The following is a 21942-nucleotide window of genomic DNA, read 5'->3' as shown; positions in this document are numbered from 1 at the left end:
ACGGCCTGTTCGGAACAGATGCGCGCCCTGCTCGCGTACCCCATCCGGAGCAGCGCATTCATCCGGGATCAGGGGATCAGCGGGATGTGGTCCGAGGGCAGGCCGAGTCGGTCGCAGCCGACCCGCCGGTACAGCGGCTCGGCCATGCTCGGGCCCACATGTGTCCAGTACGTGGCCGCGTCCCGGAAGTAGCGCTGCATCCGCTCGCCGTCGCGGGCGTGCCGGGAGCCGGCCGTGCGGAAGAGGATGCCCTGCAGCACGTCCCAGACCATACGTCCGGCGTTCAGGAACATCAGCGCGAGCCGGTTGTCCTCGGCCACGGTGAAGGGGGCCTCGCCGCTGGCGTTGCGATGGCAGGTTTCCATCCAGTCCTCGGCGGTGCGCCGCAGCGCGGCCTCGGCCGTGTGGACGACGCCGAGCGCCTCCCCCAAGTGCCGCTGGTAGTCGTGGAGTTCAGACCGGGTGCGGTCGGGTTCCAGGACGAGGGGACGGGCGGCGAGGATCCGGGCGTACTCGTCGGCGGCGGCGTACGCGGTGCCGACCATGATGGCGGCCAGCTCTCCGTGGAAGAAGCTCGGCGCGCGCCCGGCGTACATGGGGTTGCCGTGCAGCCGGGATCCGGTGCTGCCGTCCTCCACCGGCAGGTCAAGCAGGCTCGCCTCGATCGTGCAGTACGCGGGGATGCGGGCCTGTTCCATATGGATGCTGTTGGATCCGCTGCCGCGCAGGCCGAGCACGCCGTACCAGTCGTCCAGGACCGTCCACACCGAGCGCGGGGCGACGAACAGCACCGGCGGTCCCGGCGGGTCGCCGGGCTTCTCGGGGGCACGCAGGGTCTGGCCGACGTAATGCGTGGAATAGGGCGCGCCGGAGGAGTACGGCCAGGTGCCGTCGAGGACGATCCGGCCCTCGCCGTCGGGCTGTGCGACGCCGATGGGCATGACCGTGGAAGCCGCCCGGAACTCGCCGTCGGCGCCGAAGATCTCGTCCTGGGCCTTCTCCTCGAAGACCGAGGCGACCTGGAGGACGTGCGCGGCGGCGAGCGACAGGGCCCAGCCGGTGGAGGGACAGCCGCGGGCTATCTCGGTGACCACGCGGTAGAACACGGGCAGGGCGAACTCGTAGCCGCCGTACCGCCGCGGCTGGAGGATCCGGTAGAAGCCGGCTCGCAGGAAATCGTCGTGGGTGTCCTTGGGGTAGTGCGTCAACCGTTCGGTCTCCGGCTGGCGTTCGAGCAGCGCGGGCCGGAGCGCTGCGGCCCGTTCGATGATCTCGCGTTCGGTCAGTCCGGGTTCGGGAGCGGCGATCACGGTGCCTCCTGAGGTGTGGGGCCCTGTCCGTTCGTGACGCGATATGAGCGATTGAACACGGCAAGTGGTCCGGGGTACCGACCGGATACCGCCAACTAGGCCGTGTATCGAAAGTGGATCTTGACCCATGAATGATCGTGGTTCATGGGGCGGGAGATCTCACGGATGAACAGTGGGCCGTGCTGGAGCCGTTGCTGCCGAACGGGGACGAAGACGGGACGGCACCTGGCACCGGGTCCTTACCCGGCGCCATGCCTTGGCTGATGCGAAGGGTGCGATCACGTGGGACTTTGTCCTCACCGAGCCTCGTGATCACGGACTGGGACGCTCGCGCGGCGGGTTCACCACCAAGCTGCACGTGGCTGTCGAGCAGGGCCAGAAGCCTCTATCGAGGCGACCGTCCTCGTCGCAGCCATCAACGAGGGGCTGTGATCGAAGTATTGGGAATACACGCCGGGCCCTACGATGCGGGCCATGGAGTGCTTTGACACCTGGCGTACACGTCGCTGAGGAGCCCGGCTCACCGCCGATCCTGTGGCAGGGAGCGGGCCGACCGATGCCCTTGTTCCGCCCGGGTATCAAGCCCTCAGCCTGAGAGGCGCACTTCGTGCTCATCCGCGCATTCACCCAGCACGACCTGGCACCACTCACCGAACTGACCATCGACACGTTCCGGCCGATCTACGAGGAATCCTTCCGCCCCTTGATGGGCGAGGCCGTCTTCGCCGTTCAGCACGGCGACTGGCGCGGCGACTACCGCAAACAGGTCGCCGAACTCCATGCACCCGAACGGCACACGTACGTCGCCATCGCCGAAGCCGAAGCCGAAGACAGCATTGCGGGCTACGTGGCATGGGGCGTCGATCCGGCCCGCAAGAAGGGCGAGATTACGATCCTCGCCGTCGCCGCCCAGCACCGCCGACACCACGTGGGCACGGCACTGTGCGAGCACGCCTTCGAACAGATGCGGGCCCTCGGTGCCGAGGTCGTCGAGATCGGCACCGGAGGAGACCAGTTCCACGCACCGGCCCGAGCCTTCTACGAGGCGCTCGGATGCACTCCCCACCCACTCACGGTCTACTTCCGTCAACTCTGACAAACCCCGGGCGGGGGCACTTGGGCCTGGGGCGTGCCTCGTGCGCCGTTCACCGGCATCACTGGACGGTGCCGGTCTCGGTACGTCGGCCGCCCGCGCGTTCGCCACCGATCCGCGCGCGGAGGCGCCGCCCGTCGAACCCGGAGCGCGGCTGCACTGAGGTCCAGCGGGCGGGCTTCGGCCGGCTGATCATGCTGGCGCACCCCGAGTCGGACGATTCCGACCGGCTGCTGGCGGCGGCCAAGTGCGCGGCGTTCCTGACCGCGTACAAGGAAGGCAGCTTCCGCTGTCTCCTGATCGCGGCCGACCGGATCTGACCGAGTGCCCTGTCGCGATCACGCCGCCTGCGTCCAGAGGTACAGGTGCCAGTCCTGGTCGTTGGCGAGAGGGTCGGCGGTGTGTGCGGCCCTGCCGTCGACGGTGGACGGCATGACGAAGGCGCAGGTGGCGGAGCCGTCCTCGCGGTAGGTGGCCATGTTGGCGCGGAGGATCGCCTCGGCGAGCCGGTCGGTGCGGTCGGTGCGCAGATCGGTCGGCAGGCGCAGGAGGGTGGCCGCGGTCAGGCTGCTCCAGTAGTGGGGGAAGACGTCCCCCCAGAGGCGGTCGGCGCCGAACCAGAAGCCGTCCCAGTGGCGGATCGCCACTCCGTGCAGCCGGGCGTGGGGCTGCGGCCCGCCGAAGGCCAGCAGCCAGGGCAGCCGTTCGGCGACGGCGTCGTGGAAAGCGGGGTCACCGGTGACGGTGTGGGCGTCGGTGAGAAGGTCGACGAGGGGCGCCACGATGGACTGCTCGTAGTTGACCTCGTGGGCGGGCAGTTGCCTGCCCAGGCGGACGAACTGCCGGGCGCTGTCGACCAGTTGGTCCCGCAGCGTGCGCGCGCGGTCGCTCTGTCCGCTGGCGTCCAGGCTGTCGCACACGTCAAGGACCGCCGGGGACAGGCCGATGGACAAGTGCAGGGCGCCGCCGAGGGCGTAGCTGCGTTCGAGGATGCGGGCGGCGCGGTCGAGGTCGTCGGTCCGGCCGTGGGCGCGGTGCCGGTCGTGGAAGAAGCGGGCCAGCCATGGCATGTCGTACAACCGGACACCGGTGTGGTGGTCCTGGGAGCCGCGTCGCGGGGCGTCATTGTCGTCGAGCAGATAGCGGCAGGCGAACCGGGACCAGCCGTCCAGCAGGGGGTCGATCTCCTCCGGGTCCGCCCAGCCCCGGGCAGCGGCGGCCTGGAGCAGCAGCGGCATGGCGATCCGCTCGGAGCCGTCCGTCCAGTCCGACCAGCCGTTGGTCGACTGGGTCAGGCCGGTGCGGGTGTCGACGGGGACGAAGGCGTGGGCGAGCAGTCCGGGGCGTTCTCTGGCCTGCTGGTACCGCGTGATGTACGCGACCCGGCGCCGTACCATCTCGTCCAGCGGCAGGTGGAACAGCACCTCGGTGCGGGCTCCGTCATCGATGTCCAGCGTGTAGCTGCCGTGCCGGGCGGCCTGGACCCGGATGCGGCCCTCGGCGTCCGGCTCAACCTTCACGGCCGAGTCCGTGGCGGTCACCGTGGAGGCCTCGACGACGATCGGTTCCCCGAGTTCGGCGGCGTAGGCGGAGAACACGGCCGGCGGGCGGGTCGCGGCGGTGAAGTCCTCGACCGAGGCGTACCAGCCCAGCTCCCACTCCACGGTGAGCGACTCCCCCGCTGCCAGGCGGAGTGCGGGCTGGCCGCCGAACGCCTGGGGATTGCGGGCCCGGTCGGTGACCAGCAGGACCAGGTGACCGCGGACATGGGAACTCGACTTCAGGTTGCGCGACTCCACCGAGTACGCCCGCACCGCCCCTTCGCGGACGATCAGCCCCAGACTGCGGCCCTCCCCCGACATCGGCTGCGCCAGCGCCCACGCCCATGTCCCGCCGGTGAACAGGTGGGCGTGGACTGCCTGGTTGAGGGAGGACTCGGCGTTGCTGTACAGGTCGGCGAAGGGGGTCTGGATGCCGAGCCCGGTGATGGTGAGCGGTTCGGGTGCGCTGTTGACGACTGAGTACCGCTCGCACAGCACCTCTCCGCGCACCGAGCGCCGTATCTCCACGCGTACGCCGTCCAGTAGCGGGTGCACCGCTTCGATCTCGCCGTCCGCCGCGCGCAGTTGGGCGGGCGTGTGCCAGCGGGCTCCGCCCCGGTCGGTGACCAGATGGCCCGAACCCCACTGGTGCTCCACCGAGTGCCACGGGGTCACATCGGTGTCGAGCAGGAATCGGCGGGCCGGGTCCCGTTCGTCGGTGAACTGCACGGGGGCTGCCGTTATGGGGTCGAGCGTGGCGTGGCCGGGCCCGAAAGTGAGGGCTTCCGGGACCTTGAGACCGGCAGGCAGCAAGGAGTGGACCTCTCTTCAGTGATCGTGGGCCGGATCGCCGCTAGTAGCTGAGTGCGGCGCTCCAGTCCCCGCGGCCCCGGCGGGTCAGGTCGAGGATGTGCCACACCGGGCTGTTCAGGTCGATGCCTCGCTCGTCGATGTCCTCGGACATCCGGGGGTGCACGGAGTAGAAGTGGCGCACCGCCCCGTCGTCGTCGCGGGTGAACACGGACACCGTCGAGTCCTGGTAGCCCTCGGTGTCCTCGCTGCCCAGGTCGTATTTGAAGGTGCCGGCCCCGGCGCCGAGCAGGCGCAGATTCGTCCACTTCCGGTTCCGGGCGTGCGCGCGGAGGGCGGGCAGGTCGGCAGCGGCGACGATCACGAGGTCGACGTTCTGCGCGATGTGGCGGGCCACGCCGTTGAACCCGTCGCACCACATCGTGCACATGGGGCACGGCTCGGTCTGCTTCTTGCCGTACATGAGGTGGTAGACGATCAGGTCACGCCCGGGCCGGGTGAACAGTTCCCCCAGGCGCACGGTCCGCACCGGTGTGTCACCGGCCTCCAGATCAGCCGGGCCCTCCTCGAACACGTAGTCGTCGACGACGGGCCCCAGCGGCAAGCGGCGCCGCAGGTCGGCGACGCGTTCGCGGTGCCGCATCAGCTCGATCTCGGCCTGCCGCAGCTCCTCTCGGGCGCTGACATATTCGGCCGACTCCCCGGTGAGATTGGTCTGACGCATCGCTGCCTCCGCCCAGGTGCTGTCCGACGGCCTCGATCGGCTCCGCCTCACCACGGTATGCCTGCGGGCCGGGATCGTCAGGGCGAGAGGACAAGATCGTCGTCGCGACCACTTCCTCTCATTCTGGATTATCAAATACAGAATCTGGTAGCGTCGCTCTCATGGGTAGGCCACGATCCTTTGACGAGACCGCGGTGCTCGACGCCGCGGCGGCGGAGTTCCGGGTGCACGGCTTCGCCGACACCTCGACCGAGCAGCTCTGCGAGGCGGCGGGGGTGCGGCGCAGCAGCCTCTACAACGCCTTTACGTCGAAGGACGAACTGTTCGTGCGCGCACTGGAGCGGTACGTGACTGTGTTTCGTGAGCGCCGGGCGCAGGTGCTCGCCGATGACCAGCTCAGCGGGGGCGAGCGGCTTCGCGTCCTGATGGAGGACGTCGCCGAGGAAGAACGCGCAGCACGCGAGCAGGGGCATGCGGCCGGATGCATGGTCGCGAACAGCCTGATGACCCCGGACCTGCGCACGCGGGACGAGCGCGTGGCCCGCATCCTCGATCGGGACCTGCGCGAATTCCTGAGCCTCCTCGAGGGAGCGATCCGGGCCGGGCGCATCGATGGCAGCATCCGAGCAGATGCCGATCCGCACGAGGGCGCCTTGCTGGTGACGACGGTCATCGCCGGGCTGCGCGTGACCGCACAGACGGGGATCGAGTCCGAGCTGCTGCGGCATATCGCACTCAATGGCCTGCGCTCACTCCTGAGCTGAGACCGTGCACCCCCAGTCGCCCGGCATCCGCTTGCCCACATTTTGGATTTCGCGATACAGAAAAGCAGCGCTCGGCACCAGACGCAGCTGAACGCGTCCAGTCGGGCCACCTATTTCAAGAGGAGACGCATGACCGTCACACTGATCACCGGGGCCAATAAGGGCATCGGTTTCGAGACAGCCAAACAGCTTCTGGAGTTGGGCCACGATGTCTACATCGGCGCGCGTGATGTCGAGCGAGGAGAAAAGGCCGCGGCAGCACTTGGCGCACGATTCGTTCAGCTCGATGTGACCGACGACGCCTCGGTGAACAGCGCGCTGGCGACGATCGGTTCAGCCGAGGGCCGGCTCGACGTGCTGGTGCACAACGCCGGCATCTTGGGGCACGGAGTCACCGACGGCCCCACGGCTCTGCGAGTGTTCAACACCAACGCCGTGGGAATCGTGCGCGTCACAGAGGCGGCACTTCCCCTGCTGCGGAAATCCTCGAATCCCACCGTGGTCACCGTTTCGAGCAGCGCCGGGTCATTTTGGGCAGTGAACAACCCCGACCGGCCGGAGTTCCACCTGCCGCTCGCGCTCTACTCCGCGTCCAAGTCAGCAGCGACCATGCTGACGATCCAGTACGCCAAGTCTCAACCGGGCATCAAGTTCAACGCCGTTGAGCCCGGCACCACCGCCACCGATATGACCGCGGCTTTCGGAATCCGAAGGGCACCGGAAGAGAGCGCCAGAACCGTCGTACGTTTGGCGACTCTCGACGCGGACGGTCCGACAGGAACGTTGCAAGATGAAACCGGGAAATTGCCCTGGTAGGCGTGTGCCCGACAAACACCTGGGGGCCGCCCCTTCGGCACATACGGCCGCGCCCCGGCCAGGCGGCCGGGGCGCGGCCCCGTCACGCTCACCGCGGGCGTCCGCAACAACCAGGCCCTCGATCGAAGGACTCGCTCTCTCCCCGGCCGGCAGCAGTTTTTCCTTTCTGTGGACAAAGTGTGGACGCACAGAAGCCAAGTCCCTACGCTGAGCGTCGCTTTGCCACAGAAGTCTGCGTGAGCCGCCGTACAACGCAGGAGGAAGAGTGAAGCCACCCCCCGAGCGCCACGACACCCCCGGGCACACACCCCGCCCCGTCCGTCACAGAGTTCGAAGAGCCACCGGGCTGCTGCTCACCGCCCTCCTCGGCGGCGCCCTCGTCACGCCCGCCGCGGCCGACGACGATCCCCGGCCCTTCGCCGACCTCCCGCCGCAGGAACCAGGCGTCACCCTGCGGGTGTTCGACATCCAGTCCCCGCTCAGCAAACTGTGCGATCTCAAGCCCGCACAGACTCCCAACGTCGACAAGCTGATTCCGACGGCCGACTGGACGTCCACCGACGGCTTCGGGTTCAGCGACAACTTCGTGTCGCAGATCATCGGCAACCTGAACGTGCCCGAGGCGGGCGCGTACGCCTTCCGGCTGATCAGTGACGACGGGTCCCGGCTCTTCCTCGGCGACCAGCAGGTCATCGACCACGACGGGCTGCACGGCGCCGAGCCCAAGGACGGCGAGATCACCCTCAACGCGGGCTACCAGGCGCTGCGCATCGACCACTTCGACGCCGGCGGCGGTCAGCAGGTCACGCTGCAGTGGAAGCCGCCGGGGGCAACTGAGTTCACGGTCGTGCCGAACTCCGTGCTGAGCACGGACGCCGGGGTCGTCAGGGTCACGGCTCCCGGGCGCAAGGAGTGCGAGGGGACGTACGACACCCCGGGCGACGGGCTGCCCCTGACCGAGGTCAACCCCGGCTACAGGCTGACGAATCTGCGGCCCGAGGGCTTCGAGCCGCAGGTGTCCGCGATGGACTGGCTGCCCGACGGCCGGCTCGCGATCTCCACTTGGGGCGGCAGTGAGCAGACCAAGGGCGAGGTGTACCTCCTGGACCACGTCACCGGCGACACCGGACCCGACAAGGTCACGTACAAGAAGATCGCCGACGGGCTCAAGGAACCCATGGGCATCAAGTACGTGGGCGGGAAGCTGTATGTGTCGGAGAAGCATCAGCTGACCGAGCTGAATGACACCAACGGTGACGATGTAGCGGATGAGAAGAAGAAGATCGCCGAGTGGCCGTTCGGCGGGAACTTCCATGAGTTCGCCTTCGGACTGCTCTACGACAAGGGCGACTTCTATCTGAACCTGTCCGTCGCCATCAACTACGGCGGCGCCACCACCGACCCGCAGCCAGCCCCGAACCGCGGCACCACCATCAAGGTCAACAAGGCCACGGGCAAGGTCAGTTACCTGGCCGGCGGCCTGCGCACCCCGAACGGCATCGGCCGCGGCCCCGACAACGAACTGTTCGTCACCGACAACCAGGGCGGCTGGCTGCCCGCCTCCAAGCTGGTGCATGTCAAGCAGGGCCGGTTCTTCAACCACTACATGAACCCGGACGGCCCGTACGACGACAAGCCCGTCACCAAGCCGGTGCTCTGGCTGCCGCAGAACGAGATCGCCAACTCGCCCAGCACGCCGATGCAGTTGAAGAAGGGCCCGTTCGCCGGGCAGATGGTGTTCGGTGACGTCACCTACGGCGGACTCCAGCGCGCCGATCTCGAGAAGGTCGACGGCGAGTACCAGGGCGCGGTGTTCCGGCACACGCAGGGGCTCGAGTCCGGCATCACCCGGATCAGCGAAGGGCCCGACGGTGCGATCTACACCGCCGGTCTGGGCGCCGACGGCAACTGGGGGCAGGCGGGCAAGCTCCGCTTCGGCCTGCAGAAGCTGACCCCGAACGGCAAGACCGCCTTCGACGTCAAGACGATGCGCGCGACCCCGAACGGCTTCGAACTCACCTACACCAAGCCCCTGTCGAAGGAGACCGCGGCCAAGCTCACCGAGGGCGCGTACTCAGTCGAGCAGTGGCGTTACGCGCCGACCCCGGCTTACGGCGGACCGAAGATCGACGAGGAGTCGCTGCCGGTCACGTCGGCGAAGCTCTCCAAGGACCGCAAGAAGGTCCAGCTCACCATCCCCGGGCTCAGGACGGACCGCGTCGTGCATGTCCGCTCGCCGCGCCCGTTCTCGTCCGCCGAGGGCGAGCAGCTGTGGTCCACCGAGGCCTGGTACACGCTCAACGCCAAGCCCGGGCCCGGGCCCGATGAGCCCGTCACCACGTACGACGCCGAGTCCGGCCGCCTGTCCGGCAGCGCGGGCACCGACACCGAGCACGCCGGGTACACCGGCGGCGGCTTCGTCGACGGCTTCGGTGAACAGGGTGCCAAGGTCAGCGTGGACGTCGAGGTCGGCAAGCAGGGCGTGTACGACGTCGGGCTGCGCTACGCCAACGGCCCGCACCCCGCCCCGGGCACGAAGACGGTCAGCGTCTCCGTCAACGGCGGCGAGGCGAAGCAGACGAGCCTGCCGTCGACGGGCGAGTGGAACCGCTGGTCGACAAAGGCCGAACGCTTCGAGCTCCGCAAGGGCCGCAACACGATCACGTACTCGGTGGGCGCAGGCGACACCGGCCACGTCAACCTCGACGCGGTCGACATCCGCCGCCCAGGCGCGCGGATCGATCTGTTCTCCGGCGGCAGCATCTCCACGGCGTGGCAGCACACCGACGGCCGCAGCGCCGAATGGCCGCACACCGCCGAGAAGTCCATGGAGGTCTGCTGCGGCGACCTGCGCACGAAGCAGCACTTCGGCGACTTCAAGCTGCATGTCGAGTTCCGCGTCCCCAAGCTTCCGGACGACGTCACCGGCCAGGACCGCGGCAACAGCGGTGTCTATCTCCAGGACCGGTACGAGGTGCAGATCCTCGACTCGTACGGGGACACGGATCTCGCGAACAACGAGGCGGCGTCGATCTATCTGAAGAAGGCCGCAGACCTCAACGCCGCGAAGGCGCCGGAGACTTGGCAGACGTACGACATCACCTACCGTGCCGCGCGCTTCGACGGGGACGGCAAGAAGACGTCGGACGCGCGGGTCACGGTGATCTGGAACGGCAAGAAGGTCCACGACAACGTGGCCATCGACGGGCCGACGGGTGGCGGTGAACCCGAGTCGGCCGCGCTCGGTGCGATCCGCCTCCAGGACCACGGCAACAAGGTCCGGTTCCGCAACGTGTGGGTGGAGCCGCTGTCCTGACCGAGAACCAGAGCACACCTCGACCTTGCCGGCGGCTCATCGGGCCGCCGGCAAGGTCTTGCCCGCCTTTCGACTCGTTCTCCACGTGCCGCAACAGGCACTCGCTCATAGGCTGGCTGTAAGCGGCAGACGGCGGGTCCCGTACGCGGAAGGATGGCCGACATGACATTGCCTGCCCTCCCCGAGCAGTCCTTTCAGCGCGTGCTCTGCGTCGTCGCGCACCCTGACGACATGGAGTACGGCACATCGGCGGCCGTCGCTCGCTGGACCGCGCGCGGCATCGAGGTCGGTTATCTCCTGCTCACCCGCGGCGAGGCCGGCATGCCGAACCCTCCCGAGGAGACGGCACGCCTGCGCGTCGCCGAGCAGCAGGCCGCCTGCGCCGTCGTCGGCGTCAAGCACCTGACCGTTCTCGAACATCCGGATGGCGTGCTCGTCTACGGCCTCGACCTGCGCCGGGACATCTGCCGGGAGATCCGCCGATTCAAGCCCGACGTCGTCCTCGGCACCGGTTACGAGATCGAGACGCCCTACGGCTTCGACCAGGCCGACCACCGCGCGGCCGGGCTCGCGACGCTCGACGCGGTGCGCGACGCGGGCAACCGGTGGGTCTTCCCCGAACAGGTCGACGACGAGGACCTCGAACCGCACTCCGTGCGCTGGCTCATCGTCCCCGGACTCGCCGGCTCCGGCGCGACCCACGGCGTCGAGGTCACGGGTGAGCCGCTGCGGCGCGGCGTCGCCTCGCTCAAGGCACACGCCGCGTATCTGGCCGCGCTCCCGGACCACCCCGCCCCCGAGGACTTCATCCCTATGTTCACCGCGATGAGCGGCAAGGCCATGGGCGTCGAGCACGCCGTCCTGTTCCGCGCCCACGACCTGCAGGCACCACCGGAGTTCTTCACGGAAGCAGGGCAGGACTGACTCCTTGCGTCAAGGTCAGTCCTGCGGCGGTGAACCGACCGCCGCCGACCTGCACCCCGACGCTCGCGTCCGCCTGGGGGTTCTTGAACCACGCCGGATCCTCGCCTGCGGTGCCGTAGATCAGGCATGTGCGGCGCGGAATGCCGGGCCTGTGTCCGGTCGTGGCAAGACGTCTCGCGGTTGGCTGTCGTGTGATGGTCGATGGTGCGGCCGGTTCAGGCCTGGAACTCGGTGAGGTCGATGGTGTGGACAGTGAGCGGATAGGCGTATACCGGATGTGTCGTCTCGCGCTCGGGCGTCATGCCGAGCTTACGGATGATGTTCTCGGAGGCGTCGTCCCCCGCCCGGCTGATGCTGATGACGCGGTCGAGGCCGCGGTCCTGGAGTGCGAACTCCAGTGTGGCGTGGGCGGCTTCGGATGCGTATCCCTGGCCCCAGAACGGTGAGCCGAGCCGCCAGCTGATGGCCACGGCAGGCAGTACCTCCGGCAGGAACTCGGGCACGGACAGTCCGGTGAAGCCTGCCAGTTCACCCGAGGCCAGCAGCTCGACCGCGAAGAGCCCGAACCCTTCCTCGTCCCATTCCTCCTCCCACCGCTCGATGTCCTCTGCCGTCTGGTCCAGGTCGCGCACCGAGCCGTCGTCGATCCACTGCATGACCCGGGGGTCCGCGTGGATGTCCGCCATCGGCGCGAGGTCGTCGTCGTGCCAGCGACGCAGGAGGAGGCGGGGTGTCCGGATCTCGGTCATGGCGCCCATCCTGCCGAAGGCAGGGGCCTTACCGGTAATCCGGCGCACGCCCGTGCTGCCGCTCGGGTACGGCGCCCCGATGCCACTGTCGCAGGCGGCGCGGTTGTGACGGCGGATGTGCCCGGCATTGTGGTGGGCCCTGGGAAGAGAGCTTCCCGTGTCCCGATCAGATGACGTTGACGGCGTCGAGGAAGCCGGCGGCGAGCTCCGTGTCGCCGGTGACCGTCACGTCGCTGTCGCGCCAGGACGACCGCTGTGTGCCCCAGTCGGGGAAGGTCAGCGCGGGGGCGGTGACGTGCGCGGCGACCGGGCCATCGTATGGAGCCAGGCCGCCTGCCTCGTCGAACCACCAGGTCCCGCCGCCGGGGCCGGTGAGCGTCAGTGCGACGCGGGCGTCGAGCCCGGCGACCGGTGCCTTGGCGACCTGGTTGCTCAGTACGGCGATCATCCAGGTCAGGACCGCGCGCATGCGGTCCGCGTCGGTGGGCGGTGCGGGCCGGCCGAGGGCGGGGGCCATGTCGTGGCGCAGGTGGGTGTGGTGGTCGAAGACGAGTGCGCCGCCGATCATCAGGGCTAGGGGGTGGCGGCCGAGATCGGCCAGCGGCATCCGCACTCGGGCGGCGGGCGTGCGTCTGACAAGGGCGAGGAGCGCGTTGGCGCGCCGGCCGGCGCGCTCGTACTCGGCCATTACCTTGGCGCGGCTCCAGTCCCGTCGTCGGTCGACGGGGTCTTCGTTCGCCTGTTCCAGACTGGCGGCGAAGCTCGTGCGCAGCCCGGCGGGTGTGTAGAGGCTCCGCGCCGTCGCACCGATGTGGGCGACGACGTCGGCGATGCGCCATCCGGCTGCGGCGCTGGGCGCGGTCCATTCGTCGTCGGTGAGGCTGCTGGTGAAGTTCAGCATCTCGGTGCGTTCGGCGCGCAGGGCGGCGGCCATGTTCGGCAGGTCGGCGGGGGGCAGGCGCTTGCTCATGTCGCCTTCTTCTCTGGTGGTGCGGCGGGACGGCGGATCGCCTGCACGGCCGCGTCGTACAGGTCGAACTGGTCCACCTGTCCGCCCAGGCGCATCCACTCTTCTGTTGCCGCCTGGAGGCAGGTGATCGCCGCGGCCGCGATCGCGCGCGCCTGCAGGGCGCGGTGGTCGGAGTCGGGCAGTCGCGGCTCGATCAGCGGTGCGAACAGGTCCTGCCAGCGGGCCTGCTTCTCGGCGTGGCCGGCGCGCAGGGATTCGTTGCCGAACAGCAGCGTGGTCATCTCGAGCCGGCGCTCGGCGGTGAGGTCGATCTCCTCGAGCACCTGGAACGCCGCACGCAGCGACGTCCACGGGTCTTCGTCGGCCGGGCGCTCGGCGAGCCGCGCGGCGATCAGTTCCCCCTGCTCGGCCAGGCCGTTGAGCGCGAGGTCTTCCTTGTTGCGGAAGTAGTTGAACAGGGTCCGTTTGGAGACGCCCGCCGCGGCGGCGATCTCCTCCAGTGTCGTGTCGTCGTAACCCTTGGCCGCGAACAGTTCGACGGCGGTTTTGGTGAGGAGCGCGCGAACCACCGAGCGGGTCTGTTCCCGGAGGGGTGCCGGTTTCTGAGCCATGCACCGATGGTACATCTCTTCTTGAGATGCATTATCTTGCACTCAGTGCAAGAACATGCGTAGAGTGCAGTCATGAGCAAAATCGACTATCGCCGTCAGACCGTCATCGTCACCGGAGCCAGCTCCGGGCTCGGCGCGGAATTCGCCCGCCAGCTGGCCCGTCGCGGCGCGGATCTCGTCCTCGTCGCCCGCCGCGCGGACCGGCTCAAGGACCTGGCCGACGAACTCACCCGCGCCCACGGCGTCACGGTGACCGTCGTCGCCCGCGACCTCGGCCAGCCCGACGCCGGCCGCACCCTGCGCGCCGAACTCGAATCCCGTGGCATCCACGCCACCGGACTGATCAACAACGCCGGCTTCGGCGCCCACAACGCCCTCACCGACGAGGACCCGGACCGCCTGCAGAGCATGATCGCGCTGAACGTCAGCGCGCTGGTCGACCTCAGCCGCGCCTACATCGACCCGCTGACCTCCACCGACACCGGCATCCTGATCAACGTAGCCAGCCTGCTGGGCTTCCAGCCGACCCCGTACCTGAGCGTCTACGGCGCCACCAAGGCCTTCGTCCTCAGCTTCACCGAATCGCTGTGGGAGGAGACCCGCGGCACCGGCCTACGCGTCCTTGCCGTGTGCCCCGGCGCCACGAAGACCGAGTTCTACGACGCCGCCGGCAGCGAGACGGCCGACTACGGCGCGAAGCGAGTCACCCCCGAGCACGTCGTCAGGACCGCCCTCGACACGCTCGACCGCCGCTCCGCGCCCCCGTCGGTGATCACCAACGGCCGCCCGCTCGCCCTCGCCAGCAAGATCCTGCCGCGCCGCCTGATCGTCCGGCTCATGGGCCGCATGGCCCGCCGCTGACCGGCACTGCTCCTCCGTCGCCACCAGCAGCAGTCGCGCTCGTGCAAGGCCGTTGGGACGCCGCCCGCCTCCTGTATGCCCCCTCCCTTCAACTGCCGTACCAGACCGCTTACTTGTGGATCAGGTCGTGCCGGCCGTCTGCCTCAGGTGCGGGCCGGCGGCGAATCTTCTGGCCGGACCCGGATGAGACGTAGAATCCGGCCCGCTTTCGGCGCACCCGCGCGAGTCATTCCGACAGACGTGAACGTCGCCGCCGCCGCCGTGGTGACAGCAGTGAACGCGACGACCAACCAGACGCCCCCGACCGGGGCGTTCGTCTGCGGCGTGGCGAACCCTCCGGGCACCGCGTACACCACGAGCCGGTCTCCTACCTCCGCGCCGGCAGGGCACGCCTTCCCCAGCGGAACGAAGTCCGACTCCCTGAGGGTCCGTTCGAGTTCCGTACCGTCAAGCCGCTCCAGCGAGCACTCCCACCAGACTCGGGTGACCTTCCCCGTCGGCGCGTTCCGCTCGTGCGGAACGACCCCCGTGACGACCGTCTCCAGCCGCTTGCCCCACACGTCGAGCACGGCCTGGTCGAGAAACGCCACCAACCCCACCGCCAGCAGACACTCTGCGATCGCCGCTGCCCCGAAGTGCCAGACACCAAGGTGGATGAAACACACGCTGATCAGTGCGCACCCCGCGCCGACGAGCAACATCCCCGCGACGGCGGCCACCGTCGGGTGAGGCCACCAGGTGGGAACGATCACCACCGCGATCACGGCCAACCCGCACGTCAGCACGGAAGCGGTGACCCCCATCAGCGCACCGGCCACCCAAAGCTGCGGTCTCCCGCTCACCGACACCTCCCCCGTTGCCCAAGCGTTCCTTGCACTTTCATTCCCTGCGTGCACGCGGTCCCACCCACGTGCCGGGGGGGAAGTAGCAACTACTGACTGCTCAGAGCAGTTGGGACCGTGCTCTACTCCGGGTCCGCCTGGCGCATGGCGGGACGTGCCAGCTCGGTGATGAGGTGCTCGAGAGCGACGGTGGCAACGGTGCCGGTGGGGGCGACCTCGGGCACGACGTCGCCGGCGGAGCGGCGTAGTTCGAGCCATCCGAGGAAAGCCGCGTACGCGGCGACCGCCTGGCGCCGGGCAGTGGCGGTGTCCAGGCCCAGGTCGGTGTAGAGATCGGTGAGGTAGGCGATCCGCCGCTCGGTGACCCGGCGCAGGACCGGGGCGACGGCGGGGTGATCGGCGTGGGCGACGATCGCCGACTCCAGACCGTTGATGTCTTCCTGCCCCAGCGCGAGGGTGAACAGTGCCGTCAGCCGCTGCCGTGGGTCGGTGATATCGCCCAACGCCGCGATCAGCGCTGTGGTGTCGTCCCGCTCCCACGCCTCCAGCGCAGCCGTCAGCAGCGCGTCGCGATCCTTGAAGTGCCAGTAAAAGCTGCCCCGTGTCGCCGCCAGCTCGCCCGCGAGCGCGTTGACCGACACTGCCCCGACTCCGCCGCGTGCCATCGCGCGCAGCGCCGCGGTCGACCAGTCCTGCGGGGTGAGGTTCCTCCTAGCCATGTCCGTACAGTACTGTATGGTCACTCCATACAGGGGTGTACGGTGCGGCTGGGGGAGCAGTATGAAGCTGACGAAACTCGCTGGCGGGACGGCCTCAGTCGGCCTTGGAGCGGTCGGGGCACTGCATGGGATCTGGACCTTCTCTCCCTGGCCCCTGGCCGACCGTGCCGAGTTCGCCCGTACGGTCGTCGGGGTCGCCGAAGCGGATCTCCCCAGCCCGGAGTTGACGGCCGCAGTCGCGGCAGCACTCGGGGCGGCGGCCTATGTGGTCGCGGCCCGGGCCGACTTGGTCCCGCAGTTGCCGCCACGTCGTTTGGTCCGCCAAGGCGTGTGGGGTGTCGCAGGCGTGCTGCTGCTGCGAGGTTCGATCGGCCTGGCGTCCTCCGCTCTGACCGGCCGACCGACCGATTTCACCCGCTGGGACCTGGCGCTGTACTCCCCGCTGAGTCTGGCGCTCGGTGGGTTGACGGCATACGTCGCCGCCTCCACTCGCACCCCTCAACGTCCGGACCGGCGCCATGTCATCAAGAGACTCAAGGACCCCACGAATCGAGGAAGCTGACGATGACCCGGTTGATTCCCCGACTGGTGATCGGACTGACCGCAGTGCACTTCGCGGTCGCCCTGATCGCCTCCGGCACCTTCGATGACGTGGCCCGCGACGGATTCTGGAACGCCGTCCCCGGAAACCCGCAGCGCGAGTACGAGATGTGGTTCTTCCTCGCCGGGTTCGGCCTCCTCGCCCTGGGCACACTCAGCCAACGCATTGTCCGCGAAACCGGCAGGCTCCCGGCCCAGCTGGGCTGGTACCTGCTGGCCATCGGCCTACCGCTGCAGATTCTCTATCCCGTCTCCGGCGCACCCGGCCTGATCGTGCTCGGGGTGCTGGCCCTGATCGCAGCCAGGCGGGACAGCGCGGGAGGCAGTCGCCGGACACCCCTGTCGACAACTACCGACCATGAGCAGCGCCCGTGATCATCCGGAAACTGCGCACCTCGCGCCGGGTGCGCTCGTAGACGGTGACGAGTTCGTCCTCGGTGACGTGCTGGACATGCAGTCTCTTGAGCGCCGGCGATGAGCCGGGGTCCGCCAGGAATTTCTGGACGCGGCGTCCCGGCACGTTGATGACGCGGTCGCGTGGCCTGGCACGCACTTCCGCGACGTCTCCCTTTGATCTTGCGCAGTGCGCTGCCCTCAGGACGGTGGTGAAGCGCATCTCAGGTCTGCTCTGACCCGCGCCAGAGGCACGCGGCCGCACTGTCCAGCTCAGCCTACGGGCCGCTGCTGCTGCTCGATGTACTGCTTCACGATGGTGAGCGGTGCCCCTCCGCACGCTCCGGCGAAGTAGGAGCCGGACCAGAAGTGTCCGCCCCACAGGTAGCGGCGGACGTGGTGGTCATGCTCCTTGCGCAGAAGCCGGGCGGAGACGCCCTTGAGGGAGTTGACCAGCTTGGAAAGCTGGACCTTAGGCGGGTAGTGCACCAGCAGGTGCACGTGATCGTGTTCGCCGTTGAACTGCTTCAGCTCGGCCTCGAAGTCCTCGCACACCTCTCGCATGATCTCCTCGCACCTGGTCAGCATGGCGTCGGTGAAGGCGCCGCGCCGGTATTTCGTGACAAAAACCAAGTGGACGTGCAGGTTGCAAACGACGTGACGGCCGGTACGTACATCGGGATTCGGGTCCCATCGCGGTGACATAGGCCAACTGTAATATGGTGATCGTCATGAGTGAAAGCACCTGGGTGAAGCGGCAGTTCGGGCATCGTGCTCGGCTCGCGCTGTCGCCTGCCGATGTGCGGGTGCTCGACGCGCAGGCACACGCCGCACGGGCAACGTGGAACCTGCTGCACGACTTCTGGACTATGACGCCGAAGTGCCGCCGCAGCCTGAAGGCAGCGGATGATGCGATCAGGCAGGCCCGCAAGGACTTCGACTGGCTGGCCGTACTCCCCGCCCAGGCCGCGCAGGCGGTGCTCAAGACGTACTTCCAAGCCTGGAAGAACTGCTGGGACGGGCGTGCCGAGGAACCCAACTTCAAGTCCCGCATCCGGTCGGTCATGTCCGTGGACATTCCACAGGGCCGGGACCTGAACATCGTCCGCGTGCACCGCCGCTGGGGCATGGTCCAGATTCCCAAGCTGGGCCGAGTCCACTTCCGCTGGACCAAAGACCTGCCCGCAGGCAAGCGGGCGGACAAGGAGAACCGGATCACCGGGGCCCGGCTGGTCAAGGACGCCTTGGGCTGGCACATCGCCTTTCGCGTCCAGACCCTCGAAGCCGAGCCGAAACCTCACCAGGGGCCGCAGGTCGGCATCGACGCCGGGGTGAACATCCCGCTCGCCCTCTCCGACGGCAACCACCAGGACCACGGGCGCCCGGCCCAGCTCCCCGACGGCACCTCCGACCGGGACAAGTGGCTGACGCCGAAGGAGAAGGAAAAGCTCCTGCGCCTGGAGCGCGAGGCCGCGCACCGCAGAGGTTTCCGCAAGCGCGGGCAGAAGCCCTCCCGCCGCCTGAGGCACACCTACGACCAGATCAAGCAGCTCCGAGCAAGAGCCACGCGACGAGCGCTCGACTGGCAGCACCAGACGACCACCCACCTCGCCCGTACCTACGGCACGGTCGTGGTCGAACAGCTCGACATCACGAACATGGTCAAGTCCGCTCGGGGCACCGTCGAGGAGCCGGGCACCAACGTCAAGGCAAAGGCCGGCCTGAACCGCTCCATCAGCCAGGAGGCATGGGGCCGGACGGTCACAATGCTGACGTACAAGCTCGCCCGGCACGGCGGCGAACTGGTCAAGGTTCCCGCCCCCAACACCTCCCGGCGCTGCTCGGCATGCGGCTTGCTCACGCCCGGCAGCAGGGAAGACCAGGCCACGTTCGTGTGCAAGAACCCGGATTGCGGCTGGTCGGGCAACGCCGACTGGAACGCGGCCCGGAACATCTTGCACCTGTACCGGATCGGCCACGTAGTGGCGGTCCCGGCTGCCGGAAGGTGCAGTCGTCAGGCGCGGAAACGCGTCAAGCCCGCCACCGCAAGGTAGGTGGGAATCTCCCTCCTGAGCTTGCGAAGGGAGGAGAGCACTTCAATCCAGCAGCCGTCGCCTGATCAGTTCCATCACTTCCGCCCGGCTGTACTTGCCGTTGTCGGCGGCGTTGAGGTGGTTGCCGATGCGCACCGAGACGGCGAGCAGACAGCGGGCCTCAACCTCGCTCTCGTCGGGGCAGAAGGAGGCGAACAGGGAACGCAGGTAGTCCATACGGCGGTTGTCGACGCGGCGCAGGCGCTCGGCGACGGCCGCGTCGCGGCGGGCCCACTCGCGGATCGCGATATCGGCGGCGATGCCGCGCACCGGCCCGTCGGCAGCGGCGACGATGGCGAACAGCCGCTCCAGTCTGGCCCTGGCATCTCCTCCGCCGCTGTCCACCTCTTCGATCACGCTCTCGGTGACCTCGTACTCCCAGGTGTCGAGCATTTCGGTGAGCAGCGCAGCCCGGTTGCGGAAGTATCCGTAGAAGCCGCCCTTGCTGACGCCGAGTGCCTGCGCCAGTACCTCGACCCGGACGGCTTCAGGGCCGCCCGCGGCGAGGGCCCCCAACCCTTCCTCGATCCACTTGCCGCGTGGCGTGCGGGTGGCGCCCATCGTGTGTATCTCCTCACGTCCCGGCCAAGTATACGGAGGCGTATAGATCGCCCTACACTCGATATATACGCCACCGTATAGACAGGGGCCTGCGCATGCGACTTCCCCGAACCGCCCACACCGACCGTCCCTGGCGGATCCACGAGATCGCGGGCGACTTCACGGTCGAGGACGTGTGGGCACTGCCCACCCCCGGCGGACCCGACGACCTGGAGTGGCTGGTGCGCCAGATCTCCGAAGGAATCAGGGGCGGGGTGAAGGGCGAGGGCCCCGTCTCCCGCGTACTCTTCGCCGTCCGCTGGAAGCTCGGCGCACTGTTCGGCTGGGACAAGTCCACCGCCGGCATCGGCACCCGTCTGCCTTCCCTACGCGACCGGTTGCCCGCGGATCTTCTCGAAGGTCCGCAGGGTCCCGACCTCGGCTCGTCCCCGTTCACCTCCCTCTATCAGAGGGACGACGAGTGGGCCGCCGAGATGGGCAACAAGACCGTTCACGGGGTGCTGCACATCGGCTGGGTTCCGGACGGGGCCGGCGGCTACCGCGGCCAGATGGCCGTCCTGGTGAAGCCGAACGGACCGCTCGGCACTCTCTACATGGCTGCCATCAAGCCTTTCCGGTACATCGGGGTGTACCCGGCGCTGATCCGCTCCATCGGCCGCGAGTGGCAGGCGAACGCCGCCGCACGGAGCGCGCGCTGACGGGCCTCCTCTTCGAGCAGGCATGGGGGTTGGACGCATAGCCCGGCCATGAACTATGTTGTCCCGCCACATGTGCCCCTGACCTGCATGTTCCTACGGTGTCTCGACACGTACCCGTCCCCACCGCACACGAGGAAGTGGCGCACATGGCCTCCGCATCACCCGCTCCCCCACCACCCGCCAACCTCCGTCGCATCGTCGCCGCCAGCCTCATCGGCACCACCATCGAGTGGTACGACTTCTTCCTCTACGGCTCAGCCGCCGCTCTGGTCTTCAACAAGCTGTTCTTCCCGGGCTCCGACCCGCTCGTCGGCACGCTGCTGTCGTTCCTGACGTATGCGGTCGGATTCGCCGCGCGTCCGCTGGGCGCACTCGTCTTCGGGCACTACGGCGACCGGCTGGGGCGCAAGAAGCTGCTGGTGCTGAGCCTGTTGCTGATGGGTGGAGCGACCTTCGCGATCGGGCTGCTGCCCACGCACGCGACCATCGGCACCGCCGCTCCGGTGCTGCTGACCGTGCTGCGCCTGGTCCAGGGCTTCGCGCTGGGCGGCGAGTGGGGCGGGGCCGTGCTGCTGGTGTCCGAGCACGGGGACGCGCGGCGACGCGGTTTCTGGGCCTCGTGGCCGCAGACTGGGGCGCCCGCGGGACAGCTCCTGGCCACCGGTGTGCTGTCCTTCCTGACGGCGGTGCTGTCGGACAGCGCGTTCGGCAACTGGGGGTGGCGGATCCCGTTCCTGCTCTCCGGTGTGCTGGTGATCGTCGGTTTGTGGATTCGTCTGTCGGTCGATGAATCGCCGGTCTTCAAGCAGGCGCTGGCGCAGGCGGAGGCGCGGAAGGCGACCCGGGACGCGGTGGCCGAGAAGCTGCCGCTCGTCTCCGTGCTGCGGCACCACTGGCGCGATGTGCTGGTGGCGATGGGCGCGCGGATGGCGGAGAACATCAGCTACTACGTCATCACCGCGTTCATCCTCGTGTACGCCACCACCTCGGCCGGCGTCTCCAAGCAGACCGCGCTGAACGCCGTACTCATCGCCTCCGCCGTGCACTTCGCCGTGATTCCACTGTGGGGCGCTCTCTCCGACCGGATCGGCCGTCGGCCGGTGTATCTGCTGGGCGCTGCCGGAGTCGGGCTGTGGATGTTCCCGTTCTTCTCGCTCATCGACACCGGCGGCTTCGGCAACCTGATCCTCGCCGTGACGGTCGGCCTGGTGCTGCACGGGGCGATGTACGCACCCCAGGCCGCCTTCTTCTCCGAGATGTTCGCGACCCGGATGCGCTACTCGGGCGCCTCCATCGGCGCCCAGTTCGCCTCGGTCGCGGCGGGCGCGCCGGCGCCGCTGATCGCCACCGCGCTGCTGTCCGACTACGGCAGCTCCACACCGATCTCCCTGTACGTCATCGCCGCGGCCGTCGTGACGATCGTCGCCGTCGGCTTGGCCAAGGAGACCCGCCATCGGGACCTGTCGGATGTCGAGGCGGCCGATGACGCGGAGCCTGCGGCGGCGCATCCGGCGGACGCGCGTACAGCCTGATCGGCTGTCGGTGCG

At 68.6% G+C, this 21942-nt stretch carries 23 protein-coding genes; 12 read left to right on the top strand and 11 right to left on the bottom strand.

All coding sequences use genetic code 11. The annotated features are described in order from the left end of the window. Positions 1 to 68: 68 nt before the first annotated feature. Complete coding sequence (locus ACTWQO_RS06305; RefSeq protein ID WP_443236214.1) at positions 69 to 1310, bottom strand: acyl-CoA dehydrogenase family protein; 1242 nt, start codon at positions 1308 to 1310, stop codon at positions 69 to 71. A gap of 607 nt (positions 1311 to 1917) precedes the next feature. Here ACTWQO_RS06305 and ACTWQO_RS06300 point away from each other — a divergent pair. After that, complete coding sequence (locus ACTWQO_RS06300) at positions 1918 to 2406, top strand: GNAT family N-acetyltransferase (RefSeq protein ID WP_443236213.1); 489 nt, start codon at positions 1918 to 1920, stop codon at positions 2404 to 2406. Positions 2407 to 2474: 68 nt separating this feature from the next. Continuing rightward, a complete protein-coding gene (locus ACTWQO_RS06295) occupies positions 2475 to 2723 on the top strand; it encodes a hypothetical protein (RefSeq protein WP_443236212.1) in 249 nt (82 codons plus the stop codon). An 18-nt stretch (positions 2724 to 2741) separates the two neighbouring features. Here ACTWQO_RS06295 and ACTWQO_RS06290 read toward each other — a convergent pair whose 3' ends face one another. Continuing rightward, the gene (locus ACTWQO_RS06290; protein ID WP_443236211.1) at positions 2742 to 4757 is read right to left on the bottom strand and encodes a hypothetical protein; all 2016 of its coding nucleotides are present in this window, start codon (positions 4755 to 4757) and stop codon (positions 2742 to 2744) included. A 40-nt stretch (positions 4758 to 4797) separates the two neighbouring features. Next, positions 4798 to 5478: a DUF899 family protein gene (locus ACTWQO_RS06285; protein WP_443236210.1), complete on the bottom strand. Its 681-nt coding sequence runs from the start codon at positions 5476 to 5478 to the stop codon at positions 4798 to 4800. A 194-nt stretch (positions 5479 to 5672) separates the two neighbouring features. Here ACTWQO_RS06285 and ACTWQO_RS06280 point away from each other — a divergent pair, with 194 nt between their 5' ends. The 4 genes from ACTWQO_RS06280 (at position 5673) to ACTWQO_RS06265 (ending at position 11298) form a co-directional block, all read left to right on the top strand. Then, a complete protein-coding gene (locus ACTWQO_RS06280) occupies positions 5673 to 6242 on the top strand; it encodes a TetR/AcrR family transcriptional regulator (RefSeq protein ID WP_443236209.1) in 570 nt (189 codons plus the stop codon). 129 nt (positions 6243 to 6371) lie between these two features. Next, a complete protein-coding gene (locus tag ACTWQO_RS06275; protein WP_443236208.1) occupies positions 6372 to 7058 on the top strand; it encodes an SDR family NAD(P)-dependent oxidoreductase in 687 nt (228 codons plus the stop codon). 346 nt (positions 7059 to 7404) lie between these two features. After that, on the top strand, positions 7405 to 10374 hold the full coding sequence (locus ACTWQO_RS06270; protein WP_443236240.1) for a family 16 glycoside hydrolase: 2970 nt from the start codon (positions 7405 to 7407) through the stop codon (positions 10372 to 10374). A 162-nt stretch (positions 10375 to 10536) separates the two neighbouring features. Continuing rightward, complete coding sequence (locus tag ACTWQO_RS06265; RefSeq protein WP_443236207.1) at positions 10537 to 11298, top strand: PIG-L deacetylase family protein; 762 nt, start codon at positions 10537 to 10539, stop codon at positions 11296 to 11298. Between the two features lie 215 nt (positions 11299 to 11513). On the opposite strand, the gene ACTWQO_RS06260 is transcribed toward ACTWQO_RS06265, so the two are convergent. From ACTWQO_RS06260 to ACTWQO_RS06250, 3 genes are all read right to left on the bottom strand, one after another. Further along, positions 11514 to 12047, bottom strand: coding sequence for a GNAT family N-acetyltransferase (locus ACTWQO_RS06260; protein WP_443236206.1), 534 nt, complete (start codon positions 12045 to 12047; stop codon positions 11514 to 11516). Positions 12048 to 12213: 166 nt separating this feature from the next. Further along, positions 12214 to 13017: a maleylpyruvate isomerase family mycothiol-dependent enzyme gene (locus ACTWQO_RS06255; protein WP_443236205.1), complete on the bottom strand. Its 804-nt coding sequence runs from the start codon at positions 13015 to 13017 to the stop codon at positions 12214 to 12216. Continuing rightward, complete coding sequence (locus tag ACTWQO_RS06250) at positions 13014 to 13628, bottom strand: TetR/AcrR family transcriptional regulator (RefSeq protein WP_443236204.1); 615 nt, start codon at positions 13626 to 13628, stop codon at positions 13014 to 13016. The genes ACTWQO_RS06255 and ACTWQO_RS06250 overlap by 4 nt, the downstream gene beginning before the upstream one ends. A 72-nt stretch (positions 13629 to 13700) precedes the next feature. Here ACTWQO_RS06250 and ACTWQO_RS06245 point away from each other — a divergent pair, with 72 nt between their 5' ends. Continuing rightward, positions 13701 to 14489: an SDR family NAD(P)-dependent oxidoreductase gene (locus tag ACTWQO_RS06245; protein WP_443236203.1), complete on the top strand. Its 789-nt coding sequence runs from the start codon at positions 13701 to 13703 to the stop codon at positions 14487 to 14489. Between the two features lie 143 nt (positions 14490 to 14632). Here the strand turns inward: ACTWQO_RS06245 and ACTWQO_RS06240 are convergent, their stop codons facing one another. Both ACTWQO_RS06240 and ACTWQO_RS06235 read right to left on the bottom strand, forming a co-directional pair. Continuing rightward, on the bottom strand, positions 14633 to 15253 hold the full coding sequence (locus ACTWQO_RS06240) for a hypothetical protein (protein WP_443236202.1): 621 nt from the start codon (positions 15251 to 15253) through the stop codon (positions 14633 to 14635). Positions 15254 to 15453: 200 nt separating this feature from the next. Beyond that, the gene (locus ACTWQO_RS06235; RefSeq protein WP_443236201.1) at positions 15454 to 16050 is read right to left on the bottom strand and encodes a TetR/AcrR family transcriptional regulator; all 597 of its coding nucleotides are present in this window, start codon (positions 16048 to 16050) and stop codon (positions 15454 to 15456) included. 61 nt (positions 16051 to 16111) lie between these two features. On the opposite strand from ACTWQO_RS06235, the gene ACTWQO_RS06230 reads away from it, so the two are divergent. Both ACTWQO_RS06230 and ACTWQO_RS06225 read left to right on the top strand, forming a co-directional pair. Further along, the gene (locus ACTWQO_RS06230; protein WP_443236200.1) at positions 16112 to 16612 is read left to right on the top strand and encodes a DUF3995 domain-containing protein; all 501 of its coding nucleotides are present in this window, start codon (positions 16112 to 16114) and stop codon (positions 16610 to 16612) included. 2 nt (positions 16613 to 16614) lie between these two features. After that, positions 16615 to 17025 (top strand): DUF6463 family protein, encoded by a 411-nt coding sequence (locus ACTWQO_RS06225; protein WP_443236199.1) that lies wholly within the window; start codon positions 16615 to 16617, stop codon positions 17023 to 17025. Here ACTWQO_RS06225 and ACTWQO_RS06220 read toward each other — a convergent pair. Together ACTWQO_RS06220 and tnpA are read right to left on the bottom strand one after the other, a co-directional pair. After that, complete coding sequence (locus ACTWQO_RS06220; protein WP_443236198.1) at positions 17000 to 17203, bottom strand: hypothetical protein; 204 nt, start codon at positions 17201 to 17203, stop codon at positions 17000 to 17002. The two genes, ACTWQO_RS06225 and ACTWQO_RS06220, sit on opposite strands and share 26 nt — an antisense overlap. A 113-nt stretch (positions 17204 to 17316) precedes the next feature. Continuing rightward, positions 17317 to 17748, bottom strand: a complete 432-nt coding sequence (gene tnpA, locus ACTWQO_RS06215) for an IS200/IS605 family transposase (RefSeq protein ID WP_443236197.1) — start codon at positions 17746 to 17748, stop codon at positions 17317 to 17319. A 26-nt stretch (positions 17749 to 17774) separates the two neighbouring features. Here tnpA and ACTWQO_RS06210 point away from each other — a divergent pair, with 26 nt between their 5' ends. Next, the gene (locus ACTWQO_RS06210; RefSeq protein ID WP_443236196.1) at positions 17775 to 19097 is read left to right on the top strand and encodes an RNA-guided endonuclease InsQ/TnpB family protein; all 1323 of its coding nucleotides are present in this window, start codon (positions 17775 to 17777) and stop codon (positions 19095 to 19097) included. Positions 19098 to 19139: 42 nt separating this feature from the next. On the opposite strand, the gene ACTWQO_RS06205 is transcribed toward ACTWQO_RS06210, so the two are convergent. Continuing rightward, positions 19140 to 19697: a TetR/AcrR family transcriptional regulator gene (locus ACTWQO_RS06205; RefSeq protein WP_443236195.1), complete on the bottom strand. Its 558-nt coding sequence runs from the start codon at positions 19695 to 19697 to the stop codon at positions 19140 to 19142. Between the two features lie 95 nt (positions 19698 to 19792). Here ACTWQO_RS06205 and ACTWQO_RS06200 point away from each other — a divergent pair, with 95 nt between their 5' ends. Continuing rightward, positions 19793 to 20395, top strand: a complete 603-nt coding sequence (locus ACTWQO_RS06200; protein WP_443236194.1) for a DUF2867 domain-containing protein — start codon at positions 19793 to 19795, stop codon at positions 20393 to 20395. Positions 20396 to 20541: 146 nt separating this feature from the next. Further along, positions 20542 to 21927: an MFS transporter gene (locus tag ACTWQO_RS06195; protein ID WP_443236193.1), complete on the top strand. Its 1386-nt coding sequence runs from the start codon at positions 20542 to 20544 to the stop codon at positions 21925 to 21927. The last annotated feature ends 15 nt before the right edge of the window (positions 21928 to 21942 follow it).

The organism is Streptomyces sp. 4N124, from assembly GCF_052245395.1.
Taxonomy (GTDB): domain Bacteria; phylum Actinomycetota; class Actinomycetes; order Streptomycetales; family Streptomycetaceae; genus Streptomyces.
This window is presented reverse-complemented; position numbering and strand designations above follow the sequence as displayed.

Bases quoted from the DNA above. Each gene is read 5' to 3' on its own strand.
- ACTWQO_RS06285 (WP_443236210.1), bottom strand. From the start codon at position 5,478: ATGCGTCAGACCAATCTCACCGGGGAGTCGGCCGAATATGTCAGCGCC.
- ACTWQO_RS06275 (WP_443236208.1), top strand. From the start codon at position 6,372: ATGACCGTCACACTGATCACCGGGGCCAATAAGGGCATCGGTTTCGAG.
- ACTWQO_RS06265 (WP_443236207.1), top strand. From the start codon at position 10,537: ATGACATTGCCTGCCCTCCCCGAGCAGTCCTTTCAGCGCGTGCTCTGC.
- ACTWQO_RS06260 (WP_443236206.1), bottom strand. From the start codon at position 12,047: ATGACCGAGATCCGGACACCCCGCCTCCTCCTGCGTCGCTGGCACGAC.
- ACTWQO_RS06255 (WP_443236205.1), bottom strand. From the start codon at position 13,017: ATGAGCAAGCGCCTGCCCCCCGCCGACCTGCCGAACATGGCCGCCGCC.
- ACTWQO_RS06250 (WP_443236204.1), bottom strand. From the start codon at position 13,628: ATGGCTCAGAAACCGGCACCCCTCCGGGAACAGACCCGCTCGGTGGTT.
- ACTWQO_RS06245 (WP_443236203.1), top strand. From the start codon at position 13,701: ATGAGCAAAATCGACTATCGCCGTCAGACCGTCATCGTCACCGGAGCC.
- ACTWQO_RS06235 (WP_443236201.1), bottom strand. From the start codon at position 16,050: ATGGCTAGGAGGAACCTCACCCCGCAGGACTGGTCGACCGCGGCGCTG.
- ACTWQO_RS06230 (WP_443236200.1), top strand. From the start codon at position 16,112: ATGAAGCTGACGAAACTCGCTGGCGGGACGGCCTCAGTCGGCCTTGGA.
- ACTWQO_RS06225 (WP_443236199.1), top strand. From the start codon at position 16,615: ATGACCCGGTTGATTCCCCGACTGGTGATCGGACTGACCGCAGTGCAC.
- tnpA (WP_443236197.1), bottom strand. From the start codon at position 17,748: ATGTCACCGCGATGGGACCCGAATCCCGATGTACGTACCGGCCGTCAC.
- ACTWQO_RS06210 (WP_443236196.1), top strand. From the start codon at position 17,775: ATGAGTGAAAGCACCTGGGTGAAGCGGCAGTTCGGGCATCGTGCTCGG.
- ACTWQO_RS06205 (WP_443236195.1), bottom strand. From the start codon at position 19,697: ATGGGCGCCACCCGCACGCCACGCGGCAAGTGGATCGAGGAAGGGTTG.
- ACTWQO_RS06200 (WP_443236194.1), top strand. From the start codon at position 19,793: ATGCGACTTCCCCGAACCGCCCACACCGACCGTCCCTGGCGGATCCAC.
- ACTWQO_RS06195 (WP_443236193.1), top strand. From the start codon at position 20,542: ATGGCCTCCGCATCACCCGCTCCCCCACCACCCGCCAACCTCCGTCGC.